At 67.5% G+C, this 19,822-nt stretch carries 14 protein-coding genes and 2 pseudogenes; 9 read left to right on the top strand and 7 right to left on the bottom strand.

The window, feature by feature from the left end:
* Positions 1-1,347 precede the first annotated feature (1,347 nt).
* The 6 genes from SVTN_RS39305 (at position 1,348) to cas6e (ending at position 9,543) form a co-directional block, all read left to right on the top strand.
* Complete coding sequence (locus SVTN_RS39305; RefSeq protein WP_041134761.1) at positions 1,348-4,170, top strand: CRISPR-associated helicase/endonuclease Cas3; 2,823 nt, start codon at positions 1,348-1,350, stop codon at positions 4,168-4,170.
* A gap of 328 nt (positions 4,171-4,498) precedes the next feature.
* Entirely contained in the window at positions 4,499-6,166 is a 1,668-nt protein-coding gene (gene casA / locus SVTN_RS39300) for a type I-E CRISPR-associated protein Cse1/CasA (RefSeq protein WP_342669704.1), read from the top strand.
* A complete protein-coding gene (casB, locus tag SVTN_RS39295; protein ID WP_078908691.1) occupies positions 6,163-6,750 on the top strand; it encodes a type I-E CRISPR-associated protein Cse2/CasB in 588 nt (195 codons plus the stop codon). Before casA ends, casB begins: the two co-directional genes overlap by 4 nt.
* A gap of 38 nt (positions 6,751-6,788) precedes the next feature.
* Positions 6,789-7,928 carry a type I-E CRISPR-associated protein Cas7/Cse4/CasC gene (gene cas7e, locus SVTN_RS39290; protein WP_041134759.1) on the top strand — a complete coding sequence of 380 codons (1,140 nt, stop codon included), beginning with the start codon at positions 6,789-6,791 and terminating at the stop codon, positions 7,926-7,928.
* Complete coding sequence (gene cas5e, locus SVTN_RS39285) at positions 7,925-8,719, top strand: type I-E CRISPR-associated protein Cas5/CasD (RefSeq protein ID WP_041133320.1); 795 nt, start codon at positions 7,925-7,927, stop codon at positions 8,717-8,719. The genes cas7e and cas5e overlap by 4 nt, the downstream gene beginning before the upstream one ends.
* Before the next feature lie 2 nt (positions 8,720-8,721).
* On the top strand, positions 8,722-9,543 hold the full coding sequence (cas6e, locus tag SVTN_RS39280; protein ID WP_052499580.1) for a type I-E CRISPR-associated protein Cas6/Cse3/CasE: 822 nt from the start codon (positions 8,722-8,724) through the stop codon (positions 9,541-9,543).
* Positions 9,544-11,207: 1,664 nt separating this feature from the next.
* On the opposite strand, the gene SVTN_RS39275 is transcribed toward cas6e, so the two are convergent.
* A complete protein-coding gene (locus SVTN_RS39275; RefSeq protein WP_041134758.1) occupies positions 11,208-11,741 on the bottom strand; it encodes a DUF7822 domain-containing protein in 534 nt (177 codons plus the stop codon).
* Between the two features lie 982 nt (positions 11,742-12,723).
* Here SVTN_RS39275 and SVTN_RS39270 point away from each other — a divergent pair.
* Positions 12,724-13,044 carry a hypothetical protein gene (locus SVTN_RS39270; RefSeq protein ID WP_041133318.1) on the top strand — a complete coding sequence of 107 codons (321 nt, stop codon included), beginning with the start codon at positions 12,724-12,726 and terminating at the stop codon, positions 13,042-13,044.
* A gap of 50 nt (positions 13,045-13,094) precedes the next feature.
* Here the strand turns inward: SVTN_RS39270 and SVTN_RS39265 are convergent, their stop codons facing one another.
* The 5 genes and pseudogenes from SVTN_RS39265 to istA all read right to left on the bottom strand — a co-directional run bounded on the left by SVTN_RS39265 (position 13,095) and on the right by istA (position 16,442).
* Positions 13,095-13,421, bottom strand: coding sequence for a hypothetical protein (locus tag SVTN_RS39265; RefSeq protein WP_041131193.1), 327 nt, complete (start codon positions 13,419-13,421; stop codon positions 13,095-13,097).
* Between the two features lie 13 nt (positions 13,422-13,434).
* Positions 13,435-13,617: pseudogene (locus tag SVTN_RS44015) on the bottom strand (IS256 family transposase); the annotation flags it as partial.
* A 90-nt stretch (positions 13,618-13,707) separates the two neighbouring features.
* Positions 13,708-14,202: a hypothetical protein gene (locus tag SVTN_RS39255; protein WP_041133316.1), complete on the bottom strand. Its 495-nt coding sequence runs from the start codon at positions 14,200-14,202 to the stop codon at positions 13,708-13,710.
* Positions 14,203-14,280: 78 nt separating this feature from the next.
* Complete coding sequence (istB, locus tag SVTN_RS39250; RefSeq protein WP_041133315.1) at positions 14,281-15,048, bottom strand: IS21-like element helper ATPase IstB; 768 nt, start codon at positions 15,046-15,048, stop codon at positions 14,281-14,283.
* Positions 15,045-16,442: an IS21 family transposase gene (gene istA, locus SVTN_RS39245; RefSeq protein WP_245727837.1), complete on the bottom strand. Its 1,398-nt coding sequence runs from the start codon at positions 16,440-16,442 to the stop codon at positions 15,045-15,047. Before istA ends, istB begins: the two co-directional genes overlap by 4 nt.
* A gap of 626 nt (positions 16,443-17,068) precedes the next feature.
* On the opposite strand from istA, the pseudogene SVTN_RS39240 reads away from it, so the two are divergent.
* Positions 17,069-18,301 (top strand): annotated as a pseudogene (locus SVTN_RS39240) (IS256 family transposase); the annotation flags it as partial.
* A 34-nt stretch (positions 18,302-18,335) separates the two neighbouring features.
* Positions 18,336-18,662, top strand: coding sequence for a hypothetical protein (locus SVTN_RS39235; protein WP_041131193.1), 327 nt, complete (start codon positions 18,336-18,338; stop codon positions 18,660-18,662).
* On the opposite strand, the gene SVTN_RS39230 is transcribed toward SVTN_RS39235, so the two are convergent.
* Positions 18,596-19,696 (bottom strand): DUF6185 family protein, encoded by a 1,101-nt coding sequence (locus tag SVTN_RS39230; RefSeq protein WP_159026571.1) that lies wholly within the window; start codon positions 19,694-19,696, stop codon positions 18,596-18,598. The two genes, SVTN_RS39235 and SVTN_RS39230, sit on opposite strands and share 67 nt — an antisense overlap.
* Between the last annotated feature and the right edge of the window lie 126 nt (positions 19,697-19,822).

Here is a 19,822-nt window from a genome sequence, read left to right as displayed (position 1 = left end):
GTGCGGAGAGCAGCCATAGTAAGCACGGTGGTAAGGCCCGGGGTATGACCGCAGCAGACAGCGACCCAAGCGACCAGGTACTCACCATCCCTGCACAAGCAGGGAACGGGACCCAGCCGCCAGCGAGCGCGACCCCTGGAAGGGACTACCCCCTCCCCTGCAGGTGCGGAAAGCAGCAGCGCCTCGGCGACGATGTGACCCCGCCCGCAGAGCCATCCCCTCGCGCAGGAAGCAGATTAGGACGCCGACCCCGATAACGAGACAGTCAGAACCATCCCTACGGGCGCGGGGAGCAGATGTCGCCGATGTAGTGCGCGACGCCCGGGAAAGGACCATCCCCCGGGGGTCTGGGGAGCAGCAGCCCAGCCCGGGGGAACGTAGACGCCCACCTCGAGACCATCCCCGCGCGAGCGGGGAGCAGACGGTGTAGCGGCGCTCCAGGGCGAGGCCGGTGGGACCATCCCTGCGGATGCGGGGAGCAGTCCAGGGCCAGGACCTCGTACGCAGAGGGGTCGGGGCCATCCCCGCGGGCACGGGGAGCAGAAGAGGCCGTTGTCGGAACCGAAAGCGGTCGCGGGGCCATCCCCGCAGGGGCGAGGAGCGGAACCGGGCGCCCCACTCCCTCGGCACGCGGGAGGGATCATCCTCACGGGTGCGGGGAGCAGAGGTCGAGCCAGTTCAGGACGCGGTGTTCGTAGGCCATCCCCGCGCATGCGGGAAGCAGAGGGCCTCCTCGACGACCTAGCTCCCAAGCCAGGGACCACCCCCGCCAGTACAGGGAGCAGAGGTACAACACGCTGGAGCCCAAGCTCTTCAAGGGGCCATCCCCGCAGGGGCGAGGAGCAGCCGGCGTGGACGCTCGTTCCCGGAGTCACGGAGGGACCATCCCCGCAGGTATGGGGAGCAACTCCGCCGGCGCCTTCTTCGAACCGGTGACGCGAGACCATCCCCACGGATGCGGGCAGCAGTTGAACCGCTCGCGGTCCCCCGGGGTGCTCTGGAGGCCATCCCTGCAGGTGCGGGGAGCAGGACGCGTTGTCGCGCCGCAGCATGACCGTGGTAGGACCATCCCCGCGGGCGCGGGGAATAGACGACCCGGTCCTTGAAAGCCCAGCCAGTCTGGGGACCATCCCCGCGCAAGCAGGGAGCAGATGAGGTCCCGCGAAGGGTAGCCGACCCTCGCAGGACCAGCCCCAAGGGATTGGTATACCGCTTCTCGCCAGTCCCGGCGGAGCCACCCCTGCGGGGAAAGCAGCTGAGGTTCCTCGCATGAAGAGAGTACCGCCCACGTGCGTCTTCCTCCGGTTGGGCCACCGCCTGTCAGTGGCGGCCCCTACCGTTCGGGTCATGCTGGAAATCTGTGCACGCCTGGGTCTTTCTTCCGGTGAGATGGCCCGCTTGGGAGTTTTGTGGGGGAAGTCCGCCGAGAAGGGCGGAGGGACCATGTCGTTGCTGCTGTGTCACATGCTCGACACCGCGGCCGTCGCCGAGTTCATGTTCGACCGCTTCCTGGCGCCGGCCACGAGGGACATGCTCGACCGGGTGTCCGGCGGCAGGGGGCGGCGGTTCTTCGCTTGGCTCTGCGGGATGCATGACTGCGGGAAGGCGACACCCGCGTTTCAGCGGAAGTCCGGTGCCGAAGCCGCGGCTCTGGCCGGTGTCGGTCTTGGTTGGCGTGCCGCAATAGTGACCGCGGAGGTGTCCCGCCAGTGGAGTCACGACAAGGCTGGGGCCTTTCTTCTGCGCCAGGCGCTGAAGGCTTCCGGCCGGTGGGAACGACGGCACGTGGACTGGGTCTGTCCGATGGTTTCCGGTCATCACGGCACATTGCGCGGCGCAACCATGAAGGACATCGCGCATGCGCAGGGGGATGCTCACGGTAAGACCGCTGAGTGGAGGCGGGTGCAGGAACTGGTCGTCGAGGTGTTCACTGCCGCGCTCGGCTTTGAGTCTCTCGCCGACGCTCAGCCAGTGGCGGTGCCGGCCCGTGCGGAGCAGCTCGGTCTTCTCGGCATGGTCGTGATGGCTGACTGGATCGCATCGGATTCGACGCGGTTTCCCGGTGTTCCTGATCTGGCGCAGGTCAGTCTCGCGGGAGCGCGGCGCCGGGCTGCGGCTGCCTGGGAGGAGAGGCGTCTGGGCGGAGGGCTGCGGCGGTTGCGGCCGACTGACGGTTGCGATGTGATCGAGCTGCGGTTCGGACATGGTGCGCGCGCGTCCCAGGCGCTCGCTGTCGATGTCGTGCGGGCCATGAAGGTGCCGGGGCTGGTGTTCCTCGAGGCGCCGATGGGTGAGGGCAAGACGAAGACCGCGCTCGCGGCAGCGGAGGTGGTGGCTGAGCGGTTCGGTCTGTCGGGGGTGTTCGTCGGCATGCCCACGCAGGCCACGGCCGATCCGATGTTCACTCAAGTTCGTGCGTGGGCGGCGGCAGCTGACCCGGGAAGCGAGGACGATGTCGTTCTCCTCCACGGCAAGAGGGCCTTCAACCCTGAGTGGAAGGCGATCCAGGCGGGTGACTGGTCCACTGCCGACGCCCGGTTCCGGGCCGTCCAGGAAGACGCACCCGATGCGTGCTGTGTCAGTCGGCAGGGCCCTGCCGACTGGTTCCTCGGCCCTAAGCGTGGCTTGCTCGCGCACCTGACCGTGGGCACGATCGACCAGCTTCTCTATGCAGCTACCCGGACTCGGCACGTCATGCTCCGTACTGCCGGTCTCTCCGGGAAGGTCGTGATTCTCGACGAGGTCCACGCCTGTGACGTCTACATGTCTCAGTTCCTGAAGGAAGCCCTGCACTGGCTCGGTCAGGCTCGTGTCCCGGTTCTGCTGTTGTCCGCGACTTTGCCACCGGGCCAGCGAGCTGAGCTGGCCAGTGCCTACATGTCTGGCGCCACCGGGACGACCGACGAGACGGAGCTGCCTGTCCCGGGTGGGTATCCGAATGTCACCGCTGTATGGCCCGGCATGCCGGCTCCCGTCGTCGTTCATGCGCCGACCTGGCGCGAGGATCTGCCTGTGCGTGTCAAGGTTGTGCCCGAACCGCCTGTCCGCCGGGGCAAGTCGGCATCGGACCGGGACCAGGAGCAGCCCGTCATCGACCTGCTCACTCGTGAACTGGCCGAGGGTGGCGTCGCTCTCGTCATCCGCAACACCGTCAAACGCGCACAGCGCACGTACCGTGAGCTCGCCGCCGCCTTCCCGGGCGAGCGGGTGATTCTCCACGGGCAGCTGACCACCAGTGCCCGCGCGGATCGCACCGAGCATCTCCTCGACCAGCTCGGGCCCAGCGCCGCACCCCGCCCTGAGCGATTGATCCTGGTGGCCACGCAGGTTGCCGAGCAGTCCTTCGATATCGATGCGGACCTGATCGTCACCGACATCGCGCCGATCGACCTGCTTTTGCAGCGCATCGGGCGTGTCCACCGGCACACCGCCACCAAGCGCCCTGGGCATCTGCGTCGTCCCACCGTGTACGTGACGGCACTGGGGTCCCGGTCCGATCTCCCGCCCACGTTCGAACGCGGGGCGGAGTACATCTATGGCCGGCACCTTCTGCTGCGCACCGCCGCTACCGTGGTCGAGGCGGAGAAGTCCGGTGGCTGGGCGATTCCCTCCCAGGTCCCCCGACTCGTGTCGGCTGTCTACGGTGCCGACGAGGTCGTGCCCGATGGCTGGGCCGACGCCGCCGAGCAGGCCCGGGAAGAATGGGCGGCCGAGCAAGAACGCCGTCGCCAGGCGGCTGCCCCGTTTCTGCTGTCCCGGCCCGGCGAACGTGTCCTACCCCATCTGGACGGGCTCCACTATGCGGCGACCGATGCCTCGACCGAGGATCACCTGGCCGCGACTGTCCGGGACGGCGACATGTCCATCGAGGTCGTCCTCGTCCTCCAGGACCCGGACGGGTACCGAACCCTGGACGGTCGGCGCCTGGGCCCTGGAGGGGCCCCGCCGAGCGACGCCCTGGGCTCCCTTGCGGGAGACATGATGCGGCTGCCCCAGCGCCTCACCTCCACCGCGATCGACCACCTTGCACCCCTGCCCGGGTGGAGCGAGCACGCATGGCTTCGCCGTACCCGCGCGCTGGTCCTCGACACCGCACGGACCGCGCACGTCGGCGACTACGTCCTCACCTACGATCCCGAGACAGGACTGACGTACACGCCCGCCGCCTGACCGGTCTTCGTGCCGGCCCGGCCAGAGCCTCCGGGCCGGCACAGCCGTATGCATGAGCAGAAGGTCCCCTGTCGGCACTGCCCGATGCAGGTGGCCATCTCTGTGCGCTCCAATGGGCGCGACGCGGCGACGTCGAGCGCGTCGTTGACGGCCCGGGGCCTGCGCGCTGCTTCCCTCGCACCAGCGCGTTTGGGGAGAACTTCTGGATAGCGTCTTCGAGCCCTGAGTGCGAGGGATTGCTGGAAACAGACAGGACTGTCAGACCCCTCCTGTATTCATGAGATCGGGTCGCTCAGGACGTGAACGACCCTAGCTGCAGCATGCTCAAGTGCGGTGCGGAGGAGGGGCTTTGTCCGATCCAAGAGGGTGCCTGGTCGATCACCTCGGCTGGCTTCCTGTGGCGGGGGCCGACGGTCCGAGAGAGGTCCCGTTGCGCGAGGCACTTGTCTCCGCGCATACGTTCACCGGGCTGCTGCCGGACATGCCGACCATGCTGCCGGTGCTGCTCCGGCAGGTCCTCGTGCCTGTGGTGCTGGACGCACTCGGGGACGTCGACGCCGACGTGTGGGCACAGATGATGGCCACGGCTGCTTTCACCCCCGAGCAGCGGGTGGTAATCGATCAGTATCTAAACAAGCACGCCGACCGGTTGAACGTTCTCGACCCCGCCGCCCCCTTCGGCCAGGCTGCCGGGCTGGAGCATCCGGGCGGAAAGGTCCATCCGGTGTCGGTTCTCATGCCGCATGTGGCGACGGGCAACAACACTCCCCTGTGGGATGCGCGCCTCGTGTCCGATCCGGCACCGCTGTCCCTGGGTGCCGCCACGCGGTGGATGCTGCATGCACAGTGCTGGGACACGGCCGCCATCAAGACGGCCGCAGTCGATGACCCTCAGGTCAAGGCAGGCAAGACCACGGGAAACCGTACGGGTCCTCTGGGAAAGCTCGGCGTGGTAACGCTGCTGGGGCGCACCCTGTTCGAGACGATCGTGCTGAATCTGCCCCAGGGACAGCGGCAGACCGGCGACCGGCCTCATTGGGACCGGCAGCCGATGGGCCCGTCCTGGCAGACGCGGACACCTGCGGGAATCCTTGACCTGTTCACATGGCAGGAACGCCGCATTCGGCTGATCCCGGAGGAGGCCCAGGCCGATGGCATCACCCGGGTGCGGTGGGTGGTGCTGTCGGCCGGAGACCGGATGGACGGACCGCAGGTCGAGGACCCCCATACCTGCTGGACGATCAAGGCGGACAAAACCCGGGGCAGCGTCCGCTACCCCCGTCGGCACCTGCCGGGCCTGACAGGCTGGCAGGGCCTGGACGCGCTCTTGACCATCGACCGGGACGGCGCCGGCTACGAAACGTCCGGCCTGCTCATGCAGACCGCTGCCGCGACCCTCATGGGAGACCTTCCACCCGACTACCCGCTGCGGGCCGCGACCTGCGGCATGGTCTACGGCACCCAGGACTCCATCGTCTCCGACGTCCTGACCGACGAAGTGCCCCTTCCTGTCGGCGCACTGCGCTCCGACCTCGCCGTTCGGGGCTCGGTGATCCTGGTGTGCGAGCAGGCCCAGGCGCTGGCCCGGGCGGTCGACCATTTGGCCGCGAACCTGATCCGTGCGGTGGGGGGCGAGCCGCCCGCCCGCGGCAAGGGGCAGCAGCCCGGCACCAAGCTCCTCCACACCCTCGACCCCTTGGTGCGGCGGTTTCTCACCGGTTGCCAGCGCAACCCTTGCGACGACGAGCTCGACCAGGCGCACAAGGCGTTCGAAACGCTCGCCGAGCGTGCAACCCGGAGCGCAGCCGAGGAGCTGCTGCATCGTCTGCCCGGCACAGCCTTCACCGGCCGGACCGTCACGAAGAAGGAACGCGGCAAGACGGTCACCACCACCTACCAGCAAGCGAGCGCGGAACGGTTCTTCAACGCCGCCGTGCGCAAGACCCTGACCCACCTCTACCCGCAGACGGCCCCGGCCGAGGAGACCGCAGCATGACCACTCCCGCAGCCCACTCCAGCGCCCCTGGCAAGGAGCCGCCGCCTCCCTGGTACTGGGCACAGTTCGAGCCCTGCCGACGCAAGGAGAGCTCGATGCCCCCGGGCAGCGACCTGGCCGCCCTGCGTCTGGGCCTGACCATGGGAGCCGGCCAGGTGCCCCAGATGTGGCCCTTCTACCGCACCCGGGTCGACGACGCTCTGGCCTCTCGCGGCCAGATCCCCGACCGTCTGATGGCCGAGCATATGGCTCTTGCCCTGTTCGCCTCCCACCAGCAGGGCCAGTCCCGGCTGATGCACAGGCCCGGCGTGCGCTTCGGTACCGCCCTGAGGTCCCTGCACGACAGGTTCAGCCGAGAAGGCGTCGACAGCCGGATGGTCGCAGCCGCCCAAGCTCGCAGCATGAACGCGGTCTTCTACCACCTGCGCGGCTTGGTCTCCCAGCTCGCCGCGGCCGGGCAGCCCCTCGACTACACGCGGCTCCTGGCAGACCTGCGGTCGTGGCCCTTCCCCGAATCCCGGGCTCGCACCCTGCGAACGTGGGGATCGGACTACCACGCGTGGACCGCAACCCCGGCGAACTAGCCCCCACCTTTCATCGACCCCAGCAAGGAGTGCTCCTGATGTCCACCCGTCTGACCCGCCGCCGGTTCATCGACGTCCACGTGCTGCAGACCGTGCCGCCGTCCAACCTCAACCGCGACGACGCCGGCGCCCCGAAGGAAGCCAGCTACGGCGGCGTCCGCCGCCCGAGGGCCTCCTCCCAGGCGTGGAAGCGCGCGACCCGCATCGCCTTCTCCGCCCTCGGAATCAGCGAGGACCAGCTCGGCACCCGCACCAAGCAGATCGCCGACCACCTCGCCAGCCGCATCGCCGCCCGTACCTCCCTCGACGACGCATCGGCCGCCCGACTCGCGGCCGCCGTGATCGCCCCGCTCGGGATCACAGCCAGCAAGAACAAGGAGGAAGAGAGCGCATACCTGCTCTTCTACGGCAACAAGCAGATCGAGCAGCTCGTGGACCTGGTCGCCGACCGGGCGGCCGACCTCGCCGCCCTGGACGACAAGCAGCTCGCCGCCGAGTTCACCTCCGCTCAGGCCCGCACAGCACTGATGACCGGCCACCCCATCGACGTCGCCTTGTTCGGACGCATGGTCGCCAACGTGCCCGACATCGACGTCAACGCCGCCTGCCAGGTAGCCCACGCCATCGCCACCCACGGAGCCGAACTCGAATTCGACTTCTACACCGCCGTCGACGACCGGCAGGCCGCCGACAGCAAGGGCGCCGGGATGATGGGCCGCATCGGTTTCAACTCCGCCACCTTCTACCGCTACGGCGCCGTCGCCCTCCACCAGCTCGAGGCCAACCTCACCGACCCCGCCGCAGCGGTCAAGGCCGCCTCGGCTTTCGTGTCAGCGTTCGTCCGTTCCATGCCCACCGGCTACGGCAACTCTTTCGCCCACCGCACCATGCCCCAACTCGTCGCCATCTCCGTACGCGAGGACCAGCCGGTCAACCTCGTCACCGCCTTCGAAAAGCCCATCACCGCCTACGGCTCCACCGGCTACGCCGCCCCGTCCGCAGCCGCACTCGCCGCCGAACAGCACACGATCGCCACCACCTGGGGCGCCCCCGCACTGTGGACCGGCGTCACCCACTCCTTCACCGACACCACCGCCAAGGCCCTCGACGAAGCCTTCGGCCAGCCCCTCACCTTCCCCGACATGCTCAACGCACTGACTGCGGAACTCACCCGATGACCACCACAGCCACCCTGCTGCTGCGCTTGGCCGCCCCCCTGCAGTCCTGGGGCGACCACCGCGCAGTCCTCGACGCCCGGCACACCGCCGCCCAGCCCACCAAATCCGGCGTCATCGGCCTCCTCGCCGCCGCGCTAGGCCGCGACCGCGACGAACCCCTCGGCCAGCTCGCCGACCTCACCATGGGCGTCCGCGTCGACCTGCCCGGCACCCTCCTGCGCGACTACCACACTGTCAGCGACCACCGCGGCGTGCCACTGCTGTCCGCGAACCTCACGGCCAAAGGCCGACAGAAACCCACCAGCAAGCCCCGCTACATCCAGCCCACTGAACGGTTCTACCTCCAAGACGCCGCATTCCTCGTAGGCGTCAACGGACCGGCCGATTTCATGAAAGACCTCACCGCGGCAGCCAAAGCCCCGGCGTGCCTCCTCAGCCTCGGCCGCCGCTCCTGCCCGCCCACCTACCCCTTCGTCCTCAGCCTCACCGACTCCCCCCTCATCGAGGCCCTGACAGAGCAGGACTGGCTGGCCTCCCCCCACGCCCGGACCGTCTGGCAAAGACGCAACCACAGCGCCGCCCCCGCGGCCATCGACGTCCCAGCCACCATCGACGACCCCGACGGCGACACCGTCCTCGGCGACCAGCCCACCAGCTACCTCCTCGGCCGAAACCGGCACACCACCCGCCGCGTCACCCACCGGTTGATCACCCTCTCCACCGGCTTCACCCCCGCCCCCGACACCCCCGCCGGCGAGGAACACGACCCCCTCGCACTCCTCGGATGGTGACCATGACCTACCTCTCCCGCATCCCCCTCGCACCCCTGCGCACCGGCGCCCGCAAACTCCTCGGCTCCCCCCAGGCCATGCACGCTGCCGTCCTCGGCGCGGTCGCCTACCACCCCGACCCCGGCCGCACCCTGTGGCGCCTGGACGCCGACAACCCCCACCGCCCCTACCTCTACGTCCTCACCCACCCCCAGCCCGACTGGACCGCCTTCGTCGAGCAGGCCGGATGGGCCGTCGACCACGCCAACGCCAAACCCGCCGTCGCCGCATACAAACCCCTCCTCGCCCGCCTCCAAGAAGGACAGCAGTACACGTTCCGGCTCACCGCCTCCCCTGTCATGAGCACCAAACGCACAGAACTCCTCAACCCCACCCAGACCGCCCGGCAGGAAGCCAAACGCCGCAACAACGACCCCTCACAACGCCGCTCCTACCGCGTCGCCCACCGCACCACCCACGCACAACTCGCCTGGCTCACCAGCCGCGCCCACAAACATGGCTTCGAACCACTGCCCATCCCCAACACCGCCGACCCGGCACCCGGCATCTTCCCCTTCACCGACACCGAACCCTCCCCCGAACGCATCCCCGACATCCGCATCACCCGACAGAACAAACACGTCTTCACCAAAAACCTCACCGACCAGACCGGCGCACGAACCGGCACGACAAAAGTCAGCATCGACACCGCCACCTACGAGGGCAGCCTCCGCGTCACCGACCCCATCGCTCTGGCCCGCGCCCTGATCACCGGCATCGGCCCTTCCAAGGCCTACGGCTGCGGACTGCTCACCCTCGCACCCCCCCCCCCGCAAAACCCGTAACCCAACCAGCCACAACATCCCCCACCCAGAAACCGCAAGACCGCCGGCCCACCCCCCGCAGAAGGTCCAGTGATCGAAGCGGCACTTCGAACGAAGTGCCGCACCCCTAACCGCAGGACAACCGGGCACCGGGCAGCACAAGGCTGGCGCCAGACTGCCCAACACGGCACCCCGACGACACGCCGCCTTTGCCCTGACAATCCCCTCAAGACGTGATCAGCCACAGACCCTGCGCCGGACACAGACCAGCCCCCACGGAAACTACGACCTTTACCGACCTGCCTCATCGAGCGGGCCCACGCTCGCCCATGTCTGAGACCACTCCCCATGTCAGGGCGGCGTTCCACCTCCCGGCCCAACCAACAGATAGAGCAGGGTCACCACCCCAACAGCTACAAGCAACGGGTCCCGAGAGGCCGGGTGAGCGTGCGCAATGTACGCCGCAAAGGCACCGGCAAGCAGCAACACCACAAACTGCAGATTCGACAGGCCAGGACCCATCACCAGGTCACCACCGAAGATCGGAGGACGATCCCGGCTTTCACAGACCGCCGAGCCTGACGCAACGGTCGGGACTGGGGACGCACCGCCCTTGCTGCGACTGATCGCCCCGTCATCAAGGACATACGACGGGGAGCATCGCTGGGACTGGGACCCAAGAAAGGACGCATCCGTAACAGGCTGACTACCGGTTTTCGCAGCGGTAGTTCAAAGCGATCTTGGGCTGTGACAGAACTACAGGTCACCGTATCCTCCCCCATCGTCCCTCGGAGGGGGCCAACTTGCGCTGCAGCCGGCCCCGCTCCCCCTACGTGCGGGGATGTCACCTCGTCCGTACAGCACATCTGACGGCATCGCTCTGGTCTCGTCCGCCCGACCATGCGGGATTCATCGCCCCACTTCTGATTCGCTCTCTCGACACGAGGCCCCGTGCCAGCCACATCAACGAACGCTCTAGGGGATAGGGCACGCAGCGCCCTGAAACCTGCCGACCGTGACTCCGGCTGAACTGGCGTCGTTAGCGTCCTGTCCCCGCCTCCGCGGGGATGGCCCCGCTCTTGGGGACAGAGGAACCAGGATGCCTCACCACTCCCTGCACGCGCGGGGATGGCCCCAGTCCGATCACGCACAAGAGAGGCAGCCCGAAACAGCCCCGCCTGACGGACAGGACCCTCAGCCGAAATCCCAACCCGCCCAACCGGCGATAGACCACCCTCACGCAAGCGAAGAGCACCCAGACAGGCGCGTGAGGCGACCACAATGCCCGGAACCATCCCAGCAGGCACAGAAAGCAGTTGGTGGCGAACAAGCGTCTGACTCACTCAGGCGGATAGGCATCCCTGCGAGTACAGGGATCAGTCGCCGTTGGCCCTCCAGAAGAAGACCTCCTGAGGACCATCCCCCGCAGGTACGAGGAGCAGGCCAAAGGCCACTACCTCCTCTATCATGCTTGTTGGCCACCCTCGTGGGTGCGGGGAGCAAAGGGTGTGCGTATCGAGCGTGTCGAACAGACTGGGACCATCCCCGCGGGTGCGGGGAGCAGAGTGGGGAAATCTCGACCTTCACCGTCGGCGGGGCCATCTCCGCGCGAGCGGGGAGCAGTTCAGGCTGGGTTGTGCCTCTCGGTTGAGGCTGGGCTCGCCCGATACGCACCGCAGTCCGGGTCAGCCGGGGAAGGAGAAGTAGAGCGCGTCGCTGTAGAAGGACGCGAAGTGCCTCTGCCAGTCGGCCCGGACTGAAGCCAGCCAGTCGTCGTTCCGGCCGGCGATCGCCGTCTCGGCCTGGGCGACGGCGTCGGGGATGTCCTCGGCCACCAGACGCCGCACGCTCGCCGCCGGATCGTCGTCCGTCATCGAGACGATCTCCCCGGTCTCCAGGACGAAGTACTCCGCCTGCTGCTTCTCGAGGTGGGCCGTGGTCCTGGCAACGCATTCGGCGAACTCGGCGTCGTCCTCCAAACCCTTACCGACCGCACGCAGGAGGTCGCGGAGCAGAGCCGCCCCACCGGCATAGTCCGCGGCGATACCGATCGGAGGATTCCAGATCATGGACGGAACGACCGTCGTCCCGCGCCCCACCAGGAGCTTGTGCGCAAGCGGAACGTCCCAGTTGTGCTCCGATATGCACCGGATCCGCTGGGGAATCTCCGCCTCGCTCGGCATCGAGTCCGCAGAGTAGAGATAGGAACGGTTCGCCATGACGGCGACGCTAACACCGGGGACCGACAACACCGACGCCATCCGACTCCTCGCGCACGGACGGAACACGAGGGAGACCCCCGACCGGGCAAGGCAGGCATCAAAGCACCAGACCCGCGCCCGGTGCTGCAACTGGCAGACGACGCCCGCAGGTGCCGTCCATCACAAGGAAGAAAGCCTGCCCCCATACCGGGCGGCCCGGCGACCCGGCAAGGCACGGTGCTGGCAGACATGATCCGGAAGGTAGAACTCAGTCCCCGAACCGGCCCCTGAGCAGGGCTCACCCCCACAGAAACAGAAAACAGCTGCCGAAAACCTCCACCGAAGCCGGCCGGCTCGGACCCGTCCCCCGCAGACGGGCAGCAGCCAGGAGGTGACGTATATCCCGTATCCCCCCGGGACCATTCCAACGGCCGCGGGGAGCAGTGGCAGTAGGGGGAGAGCCAAGTGTCGGCGTCGGGACCATCCCCGCGGGTGCGGGGAGGAGACCTTCATGGGCGAGACGAACTTCATGACCTCGGGACCATCCCCGCGGGTGCAGGGAGCAGCGGTCGAGGAAGATATTGAGCTGGCCCTCGTAGGGACCATCCCCGCGCGAGCGGGGAGCAGCCTCCGTGACCTGCAGTTCTATCCCACGAACAACGTCGTCTGAACCACTTTCACCGAAGCCGGCAAACCGGGTGTCCGGGCTTTGTGTACGAGTCGGTTCCAACGCGCCGGCCGTGACAGCGCTCAACGCACCCGAGTCCGGCACCACGTGCCGGTGAAGTCGTTCAAGCAGCCCAGCCCTCGGTATTCGAGTACGACTCGTACGAGTAGCGCGTGGCACGGTCCCACTCCTCACCGGTTATGCGTTCATAAGCACGGTCTGGTGTGTAGAGCAGGCCCTCGGCCCAGACAGTGGTGGCGCTTGGGATCTCGATGTCAGCCCCGCGTGGGAGGCTGTCGGCGACAACAGGACATAGATCGGAGAGCCGGCCGGATGGGTTTCGAGGGTGATCTCTGGCGATTGATGAGGCAAGAGGAACTGCTCGGCGAGATCGTGATCGACGAGGCCGACTTTCCCTGGCTACACGGCCGCTTCGTGCCGGCACCGGCGTTCGAAGAGGTGAAGCCCTGGTTCGACGAGTCACTGACGCTGCTGGAGACAGAGGAGTACGAGCGGTTCGACGACTCCTACGACCGGATCGCAGGTTCCCTTGCCCTCGTGGCTCCGTCAGGCCCGGTCGCAGAGTTCCTCCTGCACATCAGCGACGGACGCGCCTGGTTCAGATGGAGCGACGAGCCCTTCGAGAAACCCTGAGCCCACAGGGAACAACGAGCAATCGTCAATACCTGTGGATCGGTGGCTTCTCAGTTTCGGGATGACCGGAGCCGGGTGAGTCCGTCGACGGCTGCAAGTTCCGTGCTCAGGGGCTGAGCCTCGGCCGGTGCGGTGACGATGAGGAGGACGGACACGTCGGGGTGGTCGTCCTCAAGAAGGTCGTCTTCGCCGTCGTCTCCGGGAACGGTGTTGGGCTGGACCTTGATGCGGGTCGTGTCGGCGAGTGTGGCGAGGAAATAGAGGCCGAAGTAGTCGCTGTCGCGCTCGGCGAAGGTCGCTGGCAGTCGTTCGGTGAGGAGGTCGGCCAGCTGCTGGGCCGTGTGGGTGTTCGTGCCGTAGGTGTCGGTGACGGTCATCGTGAGATTCTCCTCAGGCTGCGTGGTTCTCGGTGCGTTCGACCAGGTGGCCGTTTTCGAAGCGGGCGCCGGCGCGGACGAGCGGGACCAGGTGGGCGCCGGTGATCGCCCGCCAGCGGGACTGGGCGGACTCGACGAGCTTGAACACCATCGCGAGGGCCGCGGCCGGGCTGCCCGCGCCTCGGGTGACCTTCGTGCTGTCGGCGTACTCGGAAATGTGCTCAGTGAAGTACGGATGAACGTGCTCAGCGAGATGACAGGCTGTTCGCTCGGCTCGGTGGGCGGATCACCAGAGGCCGAAGAACCGCGTCCACCACGTGGGCCGCGCCGCGAAGTGCTCCAGCGCGCTGGGGCCCTCGTAGTCGCTCTCCAGCAGTTCTTCGGGGACGCTCACGTAGCCGAGCTCAGTCAGGGCCTGCTCCACTGTGGCTAGGTCAGCGGGATCCAGCGCGCCCTCCTCACGGGCTTCGTCCGTGCCGAGGAAGGCCCCCGGATTGTCGGCGCATACCTCGGCGAGGGAGCCGAACTTGCTCACGCAGACCACGATCCGTGTTCCGCAGATCGTCGCGTTCGCGGGCACGTGGATGCGCCCGTACTCACTGGAGTCCTGGGTGTCCCGCTCGGACTCGCACGGGGCTCCGAAGTCCGCTTCGAGCCGGCGGATCAGACCGCTGAACGCGAGGCCGGTCGCGGCGCGGTCGTAGTGCTGCGGTTGTTCCAGCCGCTCGGGGTCGTCGAGTTCACGCAGGAGGGCCAGCAGTTCCGTCTCGCTCATTGCCATCTGCCCATCCTGCCGCCCGGCGGGCGGCAGCAGAGGGGCAGGGGTATGCAGGCAAGGGCCAGATCCGAAGGTAGGAGCCTAGGCTGCGGTCTCGCGCTCGATGGCTGCGAGACGGTTCTTGAGTCTGTAGCTGGGGCCGTTGATGGAGACGACGTCGCAGTGGTGCAGGAGCCGGTCGAGGATGGCCGTGGCGAGGACTTCGTCACCGAACACCTGCCCCCATTCGCTGAAGGTCTTGTTCGAGGTCAGGATGATCGAGCCCTTCTCGTAGCGCTTGGAGATGACCTGGAACACCAGGTTCGCCTCAGCGCGTTCGAGTGGCTGGTAGCCGACTTCGTCGACGACGAGAACTCCGGGCCGGAGGTAGGTGCGGAGTTTGCTGTTGAGGCGTCCGGCCGCCTCGGCGACCTTGAGCTGGCGGACCATGTCGTCGAGGGTCGTGAAGTAGACGGAGAAGCCGGCCCGGCAGGCGGCGACCGAGAGCGCGACGGCGATGTGGGTCTTGCCGACCCCAGGCGGTCCCAGCAGGGCCACGTTGGCCTTGGCCTCGACGAACGCGAGGGTGGCGAGGTCTTTGATCTTCCGGGGATCGAGCTCGGGCTGGAAGGAGAAGTCGTACTCGTCGAGCGTCTTGTGGTGCGGCAGCTTGGACAGCCGCAGGCCCTGACGGAAGCGCCGGTCGTCACGAATGGCAAGTTCCTCGACCAGGACCAGATCGAGGAAGTCGAGGTAGCCCATCTTGGCCTCGTCCGCCCGGCCGGCGTACTGGTTCAGGCTCTCGGCCAGGTGGGGCAGGCCGAGTTTGGCGGCCGTGGTGCGGATTCGGGTGCTGACCAGCTCGCTCAACTGGGCTCCTCCGGCGTGGGGTGGGTGGTGAAGGGACGGGTCCCGGTCAGTTCGTCATAGACCGACAAAGGTCTGCGGCCGACCTCGACGCGGACGGCCGCGGCCCGGTTCAGGAGAGCCATCAGCGAGCCGGCCGTATCCGCGCCGAGGGCGTTCTGATGACGGGGCTGCGGAGGCACGTCACCGGTGGTGGTCCGCCGGTTCCTGCCGTCGGGAAGACCGTCCCAGTGCTTCTCGTCGACGACACAGGCTCCCCGGCCGACAGCCCTGCGGTGAATGGCCAGCAGGGTGTCGCCGTTGGCGTCGGGAACGGTGGAATGCAGAGTGATCTGGGACTTTGTTGCCCTGACTTCCACCAGCTGACGTGCGCGGACCTTGCGGGCCGGCACCGAGTAGAGGTTCGCATCGAAGGCGACCAGGCAGTCCTTGCCGACGTAGCGAAGGTGTCTCTGGGTGACCACGTAAGGCGTCACCGGCAGGGGCCTGAGGGCCATGTGGTCGCGGATCGCGCGGTGCCCGATGACTTCGCCGTGGGTGCCGTGGGACTTCGCTCGGCGCAACGGAACCCAGGCGTTGAAAGCTGAGTCCAGCTCCTCGATGGAGGAGAAGGACCGTCCGGCCAGGACGTGGTCGCGGACGATCAGGACCTGCCGCTCGACCCGGCCTTTCCCGGTGGGGCGGTAGGCGGCCAGCACGTCGATGTCGAAGTCGTAGTGCCCGGCGAACCCGACCGCTTCCGGGTGCAGGGGAACGGCCTCGCCCGGTGCGACGTGGCGTCGGACGACGGTCTTTGTGCGGTCGTAGACGATCGACATCGGCACCCCGCCGAAGTGGGCGAACGCCTGCCGGTGGCAGTCGAAGAAGGTGGCCAGGTCCTGGCTGGTGGTGAAGCAGCAGAACGGATCTCGCGAGTAGGACAAGGTCATGTGGAACGAGTAGACCTTCGGGATGCCGACGTGGGCGAGGATCTGCCCTTCGTCGCCCCAGTCGACTTGGGCCTGCGCTCCAGGCACGACCTCGAACCTGCGGTGCAAGCCGGCCAGCTCGCCCGGGCTGATTCCCAGTTCCTCCGCGATCCGAGGCCGGGCCTCCTGCATGTAGAGCTTGACCCGCTGATAGGTGCCGGTGAAGCCGTACTCGGCCACCAGCCTCTCGTGAACCACGGCCCCCTTGATCAGAATCTCCGACCGCAGCATCGCGTCGATCAGGGGCGCGACCTCATCCACCTTCCGCCGACGGCCATGTCCGGGCGCAGCCCGTCGAGGCGGGGCGACCGGGCCTTCAGAGGACAGGTACTTGCGGACCGTGCGGCGGTTGAGTCCGGTCTCCTTCGCGATCTCCGACAGGCTCATCGCCCCGGACTCGAACAGCCCGCGGAAGCGTCGAAGCTCCATCCATCGTTGCGGGTCCAAGACCACGGTCAGCCGCCCTCCGCCACCCTTCACAGGCCGGCAGCAGACTGCCCAGGATCAATCTCCGGTACGTCAGGAGGTGGGCACGTTCATCCGTACGTGACTGGGCACGTTCACGTGTACGCCGACACCTCTGGTCCGGGTCGTGGTCGGAGTGGAGTGCTCCCCGCACCCGCGGGGATGTTCCCAGTGACGTGGAGCGCCTGGAGGAGCTGCCCATGTGCTCCCCGCACCCGCGGGGATGGTCCCTCCCCGTTGTACGGATGGTCCTCGAGCGCACGCTGCTCCCCGCCTGCGCAGGGGGATGGTCCCAACCTCGCGGAGGATCGGGAGTACCGGGAGCTCTGCTCCCCGCTTGTGCGGGGATGGTCCGTGCGGGACGGGCCGCGAGGAATCCGGGCCGGCTGTTCACTGTCGTCTTTGGGGACGGCTCTCTGGGGTGTGAGAGCCGAGGGTATGTTGCTTCCGTTCGCGTGGGGTTGTTCCCGAGCAATGCTCAGGACTTGTGGATCGGCCTCGGGCGGGGACGCGGAGGGCGTACCTTCCCGAATGATCCGCAAGGTCTCCGAGTAGGCCCGCGTTGCAGCGCGGGTCGGGAAGGCACGCCCGTGCTCAGCGTAGTCACCGACGACGGCTCCACACAGTCCGGCTCCCTGATCGACGAGATCGTCCGGGAAGGCGCCCGCCGAATGCTCGCCGCCGCTTTGGAAGCGGAAGTCAACCAGTACATAGCCGAGTTGGCAGCCGAGACCGACGAGCAGGGACGGCGCCTGGTGGTCCGCAACGGCCACCACCGACCCCGCACCGTCGTCACCGCGGCCGGGCCGGTCGAGGTCACCGCGCCACGGGTGAACGACCGCCGCATCGACGATGAGACCGGCGAGCGGAAGCGGTTCTCCTCCAAGATCCTTCCCCCGTGGTGCCGCAAGTCACCGAAGGTCTCCGAGGTCCTGCCGCTGCTCTACCTGCACGGCCTGTCCTCCGGGGACTTCGTGCCCGCGCTGGAGCATTTCCTCGGCGGCGCGGCCGGCCTGTCGCCGGCCACGGTCACCCGGCTGACCAAGCAGTGGGCCGACGACCACGCCGCCTTCCAGTCCCGGGACCTGTCCGACCGCGACTTCGTCTACGTCTGGGCAGATGGCGTGCACCCGAAGGTGCGGCTCGGGCAGGCGCACTCGTGCGTCCTGGTCCTGCTCGGCGTGCGCCTGGACGGCACCAAAGAGCTCATCGCCCTGGCCGAGGGGCTGCGCGAGTCGACCGAGTCGTGGGCCGAGCTGCTGCGTGATTGCCGCCGACGCGGCATGCGCGACCCCGAGCTGGTCGTAGGTGACGGCGCAATGGGCCTCTGGAAGGCCCTCGCCGAGGTCTTCCCTGCCGCCCGCCACCAGCGCTGCTGGGTCCACAAGGCCCGCAACGTAGCGAACTGCCTGCCCAAGTCCGCACAGCCCGGGGCCACGAAGGCCATGCAGGAGATCTACAACGCCGAGGACCGGACCCACGCCGAGAAGGCGATCGAGGCATTCGCCCGCGCCTACGGCACGAAGTGGCCGAAGGCGGCCGCAAAGATCACCGACGACCGGGACGAGCTGCTGGCGTTCTACGACTTCCCGGCCGAGCACTGGATCCACCTGCGGACCACGAATCCGATCGAGTCGACGTTCTCCACGGTCAAGCTCCGCACGAAGGTCACCCGAGGCGCGGGCAGCCCGGCCGCGGCCCTCGCGATGGTGTTCAAGCTCGTCGAGTCCGCCCAGTCCCGCTGGCGGGCGATCACCGGCGCCCACCTGGTCCCGCTCGTCCGCGCCGGCGCCCGCTTCGAAAACGGCCACCTGGTCGAACGCACCGAGAACCACGCAGCCTGAGGAGAATCTCACGATGACCGTCACCGACACCTACGGCACGAACACCCACACGGCCCAGCAGCTGGCCGACCTCCTCACCGAACGACTGCCAGCGACCTTCGCCGAGCGCGACAGCGACTACTTCGGCCTCTATTTCCTCGCCACACTCGCCGACACGACCCGCATCAAGGTCCAGCCCAACACCGTTCCCGGAGACGACGGCGAAGACGACCTTCTTGAGGACGACCACCCCGACGTGTCCGTCCTCCTCATCGTCACCGCACCGGCCGAGGCTCAGCCCCTGAGCACGGAACTTGCAGCCGTCGACGGACTCACCCGGCTCCGGTCATCCCGAAACTGAGAAGCCACCGATCCACAGGTATTGACGATTGCTCGTCCGAGGAAAGCCAAAACGAAGACCGCGACAGTCGGTTCGTAATCGTGGTACCAGCCCCCCAACTTCTGGAACCACCGGTAGAGGTTGTCATTGAGATAGACGAGCACACCCAGGAACATCAGGAGGATCGCCCACCACCGCAGATAGCGCAGTGCGCTCGACTCCGCAGCTGTCGTCGGACCGGCCAGACTGCGCCTCAATCGTCGACCCGCGACGAGCAACAACGCACCTGAGGCGACGTACCAGAACGCTGCCGAGGCGCTGTAGATGCCCCACGTCTCCCAAACCTGCCAGGGTTCCTCCGTGGTGGTCGTGATGAAATCCCAATGCTGCACCGTAGGTGGGCGGAAAGTGACCGTGGGATTCTGGTCCGGCTCTTTGCGCTGCCAGCTCAGTCTCGTTCCGCCCTCGCCGAAAGCCGGCCGAGGGCTGGCCGTCAGGGCGCCCCGCCCGCCCAGATCGACCTGAACCCTGTCCCAGTCGGCGCCCTTCAAAGCAGCGGAAGGGCGCAACGCGATGCGCCAGTTTTCCTTCGAGACGGTCAGAACCCAGGGGCCGACAGCGTCGGAGGAGCTGAATTGGACCCACGTGGAAGCCTCATAGTGAACCTTGACCCGCTGGCCGTCGGCCTTTACGGTCACCGGCTTGAACCGCCACTCGTAATCACGGAAGTCGTTCCACTCATCCGTGGGCTTGCCCACCAGGCACGCCAGAGCTGACCGATAGGCCGGTGAATGGGCGTCCAGGAGGAGGTCGGAGGCGTGCGTCCAGCCAGCGGGCACGCTGATGTCCATGGTGCTCGTGACCATGCTGAAGTCGTTGCCACGGTGCTCGAACTCGGCCAGCGCCGTGACCTTGGCCGTCTTGAGCTGGTCGGCTCGGCAGTCCGTCGGGGTGTCCTCAGCAGCCGCAGCTTCCCCCACCGAGGGCAGAAGGAGGCAGAAAAGCAGCAGAAGCACATGCAGACAGCGCGGAGCGGACCAGCCGGAACGGATCACCGTCCCAGGATCCCCCACAGCGGCGCGCACGATGCCGCGCGACGCCTCGACGCGCGGGCACGTCCACCCCAGCGGCCGTGTTACGTCAGTACGGTGGGCGGCCGGTTTCAGGGAGTGGTGAGGTGG

Source organism: Streptomyces vietnamensis (assembly GCF_000830005.1).
GTDB lineage: Bacteria > Actinomycetota > Actinomycetes > Streptomycetales > Streptomycetaceae > Streptomyces > Streptomyces vietnamensis.
Note: the sequence above shows the minus strand (reverse complement) of the source record. Positions and strands in the feature narration are given on the sequence as shown.

What these genes read in the sequence shown, in the direction of transcription:
- SVTN_RS39305 (WP_041134761.1), top strand. Translation starts at nt 1,348, where the DNA reads ATGCTGGAAATCTGTGCACGCCTGGGTCTTTCTTCCGGTGAGATGGCC.
- casB (WP_078908691.1), top strand. Translation starts at nt 6,163, where the DNA reads ATGACCACTCCCGCAGCCCACTCCAGCGCCCCTGGCAAGGAGCCGCCG.
- cas7e (WP_041134759.1), top strand. Translation starts at nt 6,789, where the DNA reads ATGTCCACCCGTCTGACCCGCCGCCGGTTCATCGACGTCCACGTGCTG.
- cas5e (WP_041133320.1), top strand. Translation starts at nt 7,925, where the DNA reads ATGACCACCACAGCCACCCTGCTGCTGCGCTTGGCCGCCCCCCTGCAG.
- cas6e (WP_052499580.1), top strand. Translation starts at nt 8,722, where the DNA reads ATGACCTACCTCTCCCGCATCCCCCTCGCACCCCTGCGCACCGGCGCC.
- SVTN_RS39275 (WP_041134758.1), bottom strand. Translation starts at nt 11,741, where the DNA reads ATGGCGAACCGTTCCTATCTCTACTCTGCGGACTCGATGCCGAGCGAG.
- SVTN_RS39270 (WP_041133318.1), top strand. Translation starts at nt 12,724, where the DNA reads ATGGGTTTCGAGGGTGATCTCTGGCGATTGATGAGGCAAGAGGAACTG.
- SVTN_RS39265 (WP_041131193.1), bottom strand. Translation starts at nt 13,421, where the DNA reads ATGACCGTCACCGACACCTACGGCACGAACACCCACACGGCCCAGCAG.
- SVTN_RS39255 (WP_041133316.1), bottom strand. Translation starts at nt 14,202, where the DNA reads ATGGCAATGAGCGAGACGGAACTGCTGGCCCTCCTGCGTGAACTCGAC.
- istA (WP_245727837.1), bottom strand. Translation starts at nt 16,442, where the DNA reads ATGGAGCTTCGACGCTTCCGCGGGCTGTTCGAGTCCGGGGCGATGAGC.
- SVTN_RS39235 (WP_041131193.1), top strand. Translation starts at nt 18,336, where the DNA reads ATGACCGTCACCGACACCTACGGCACGAACACCCACACGGCCCAGCAG.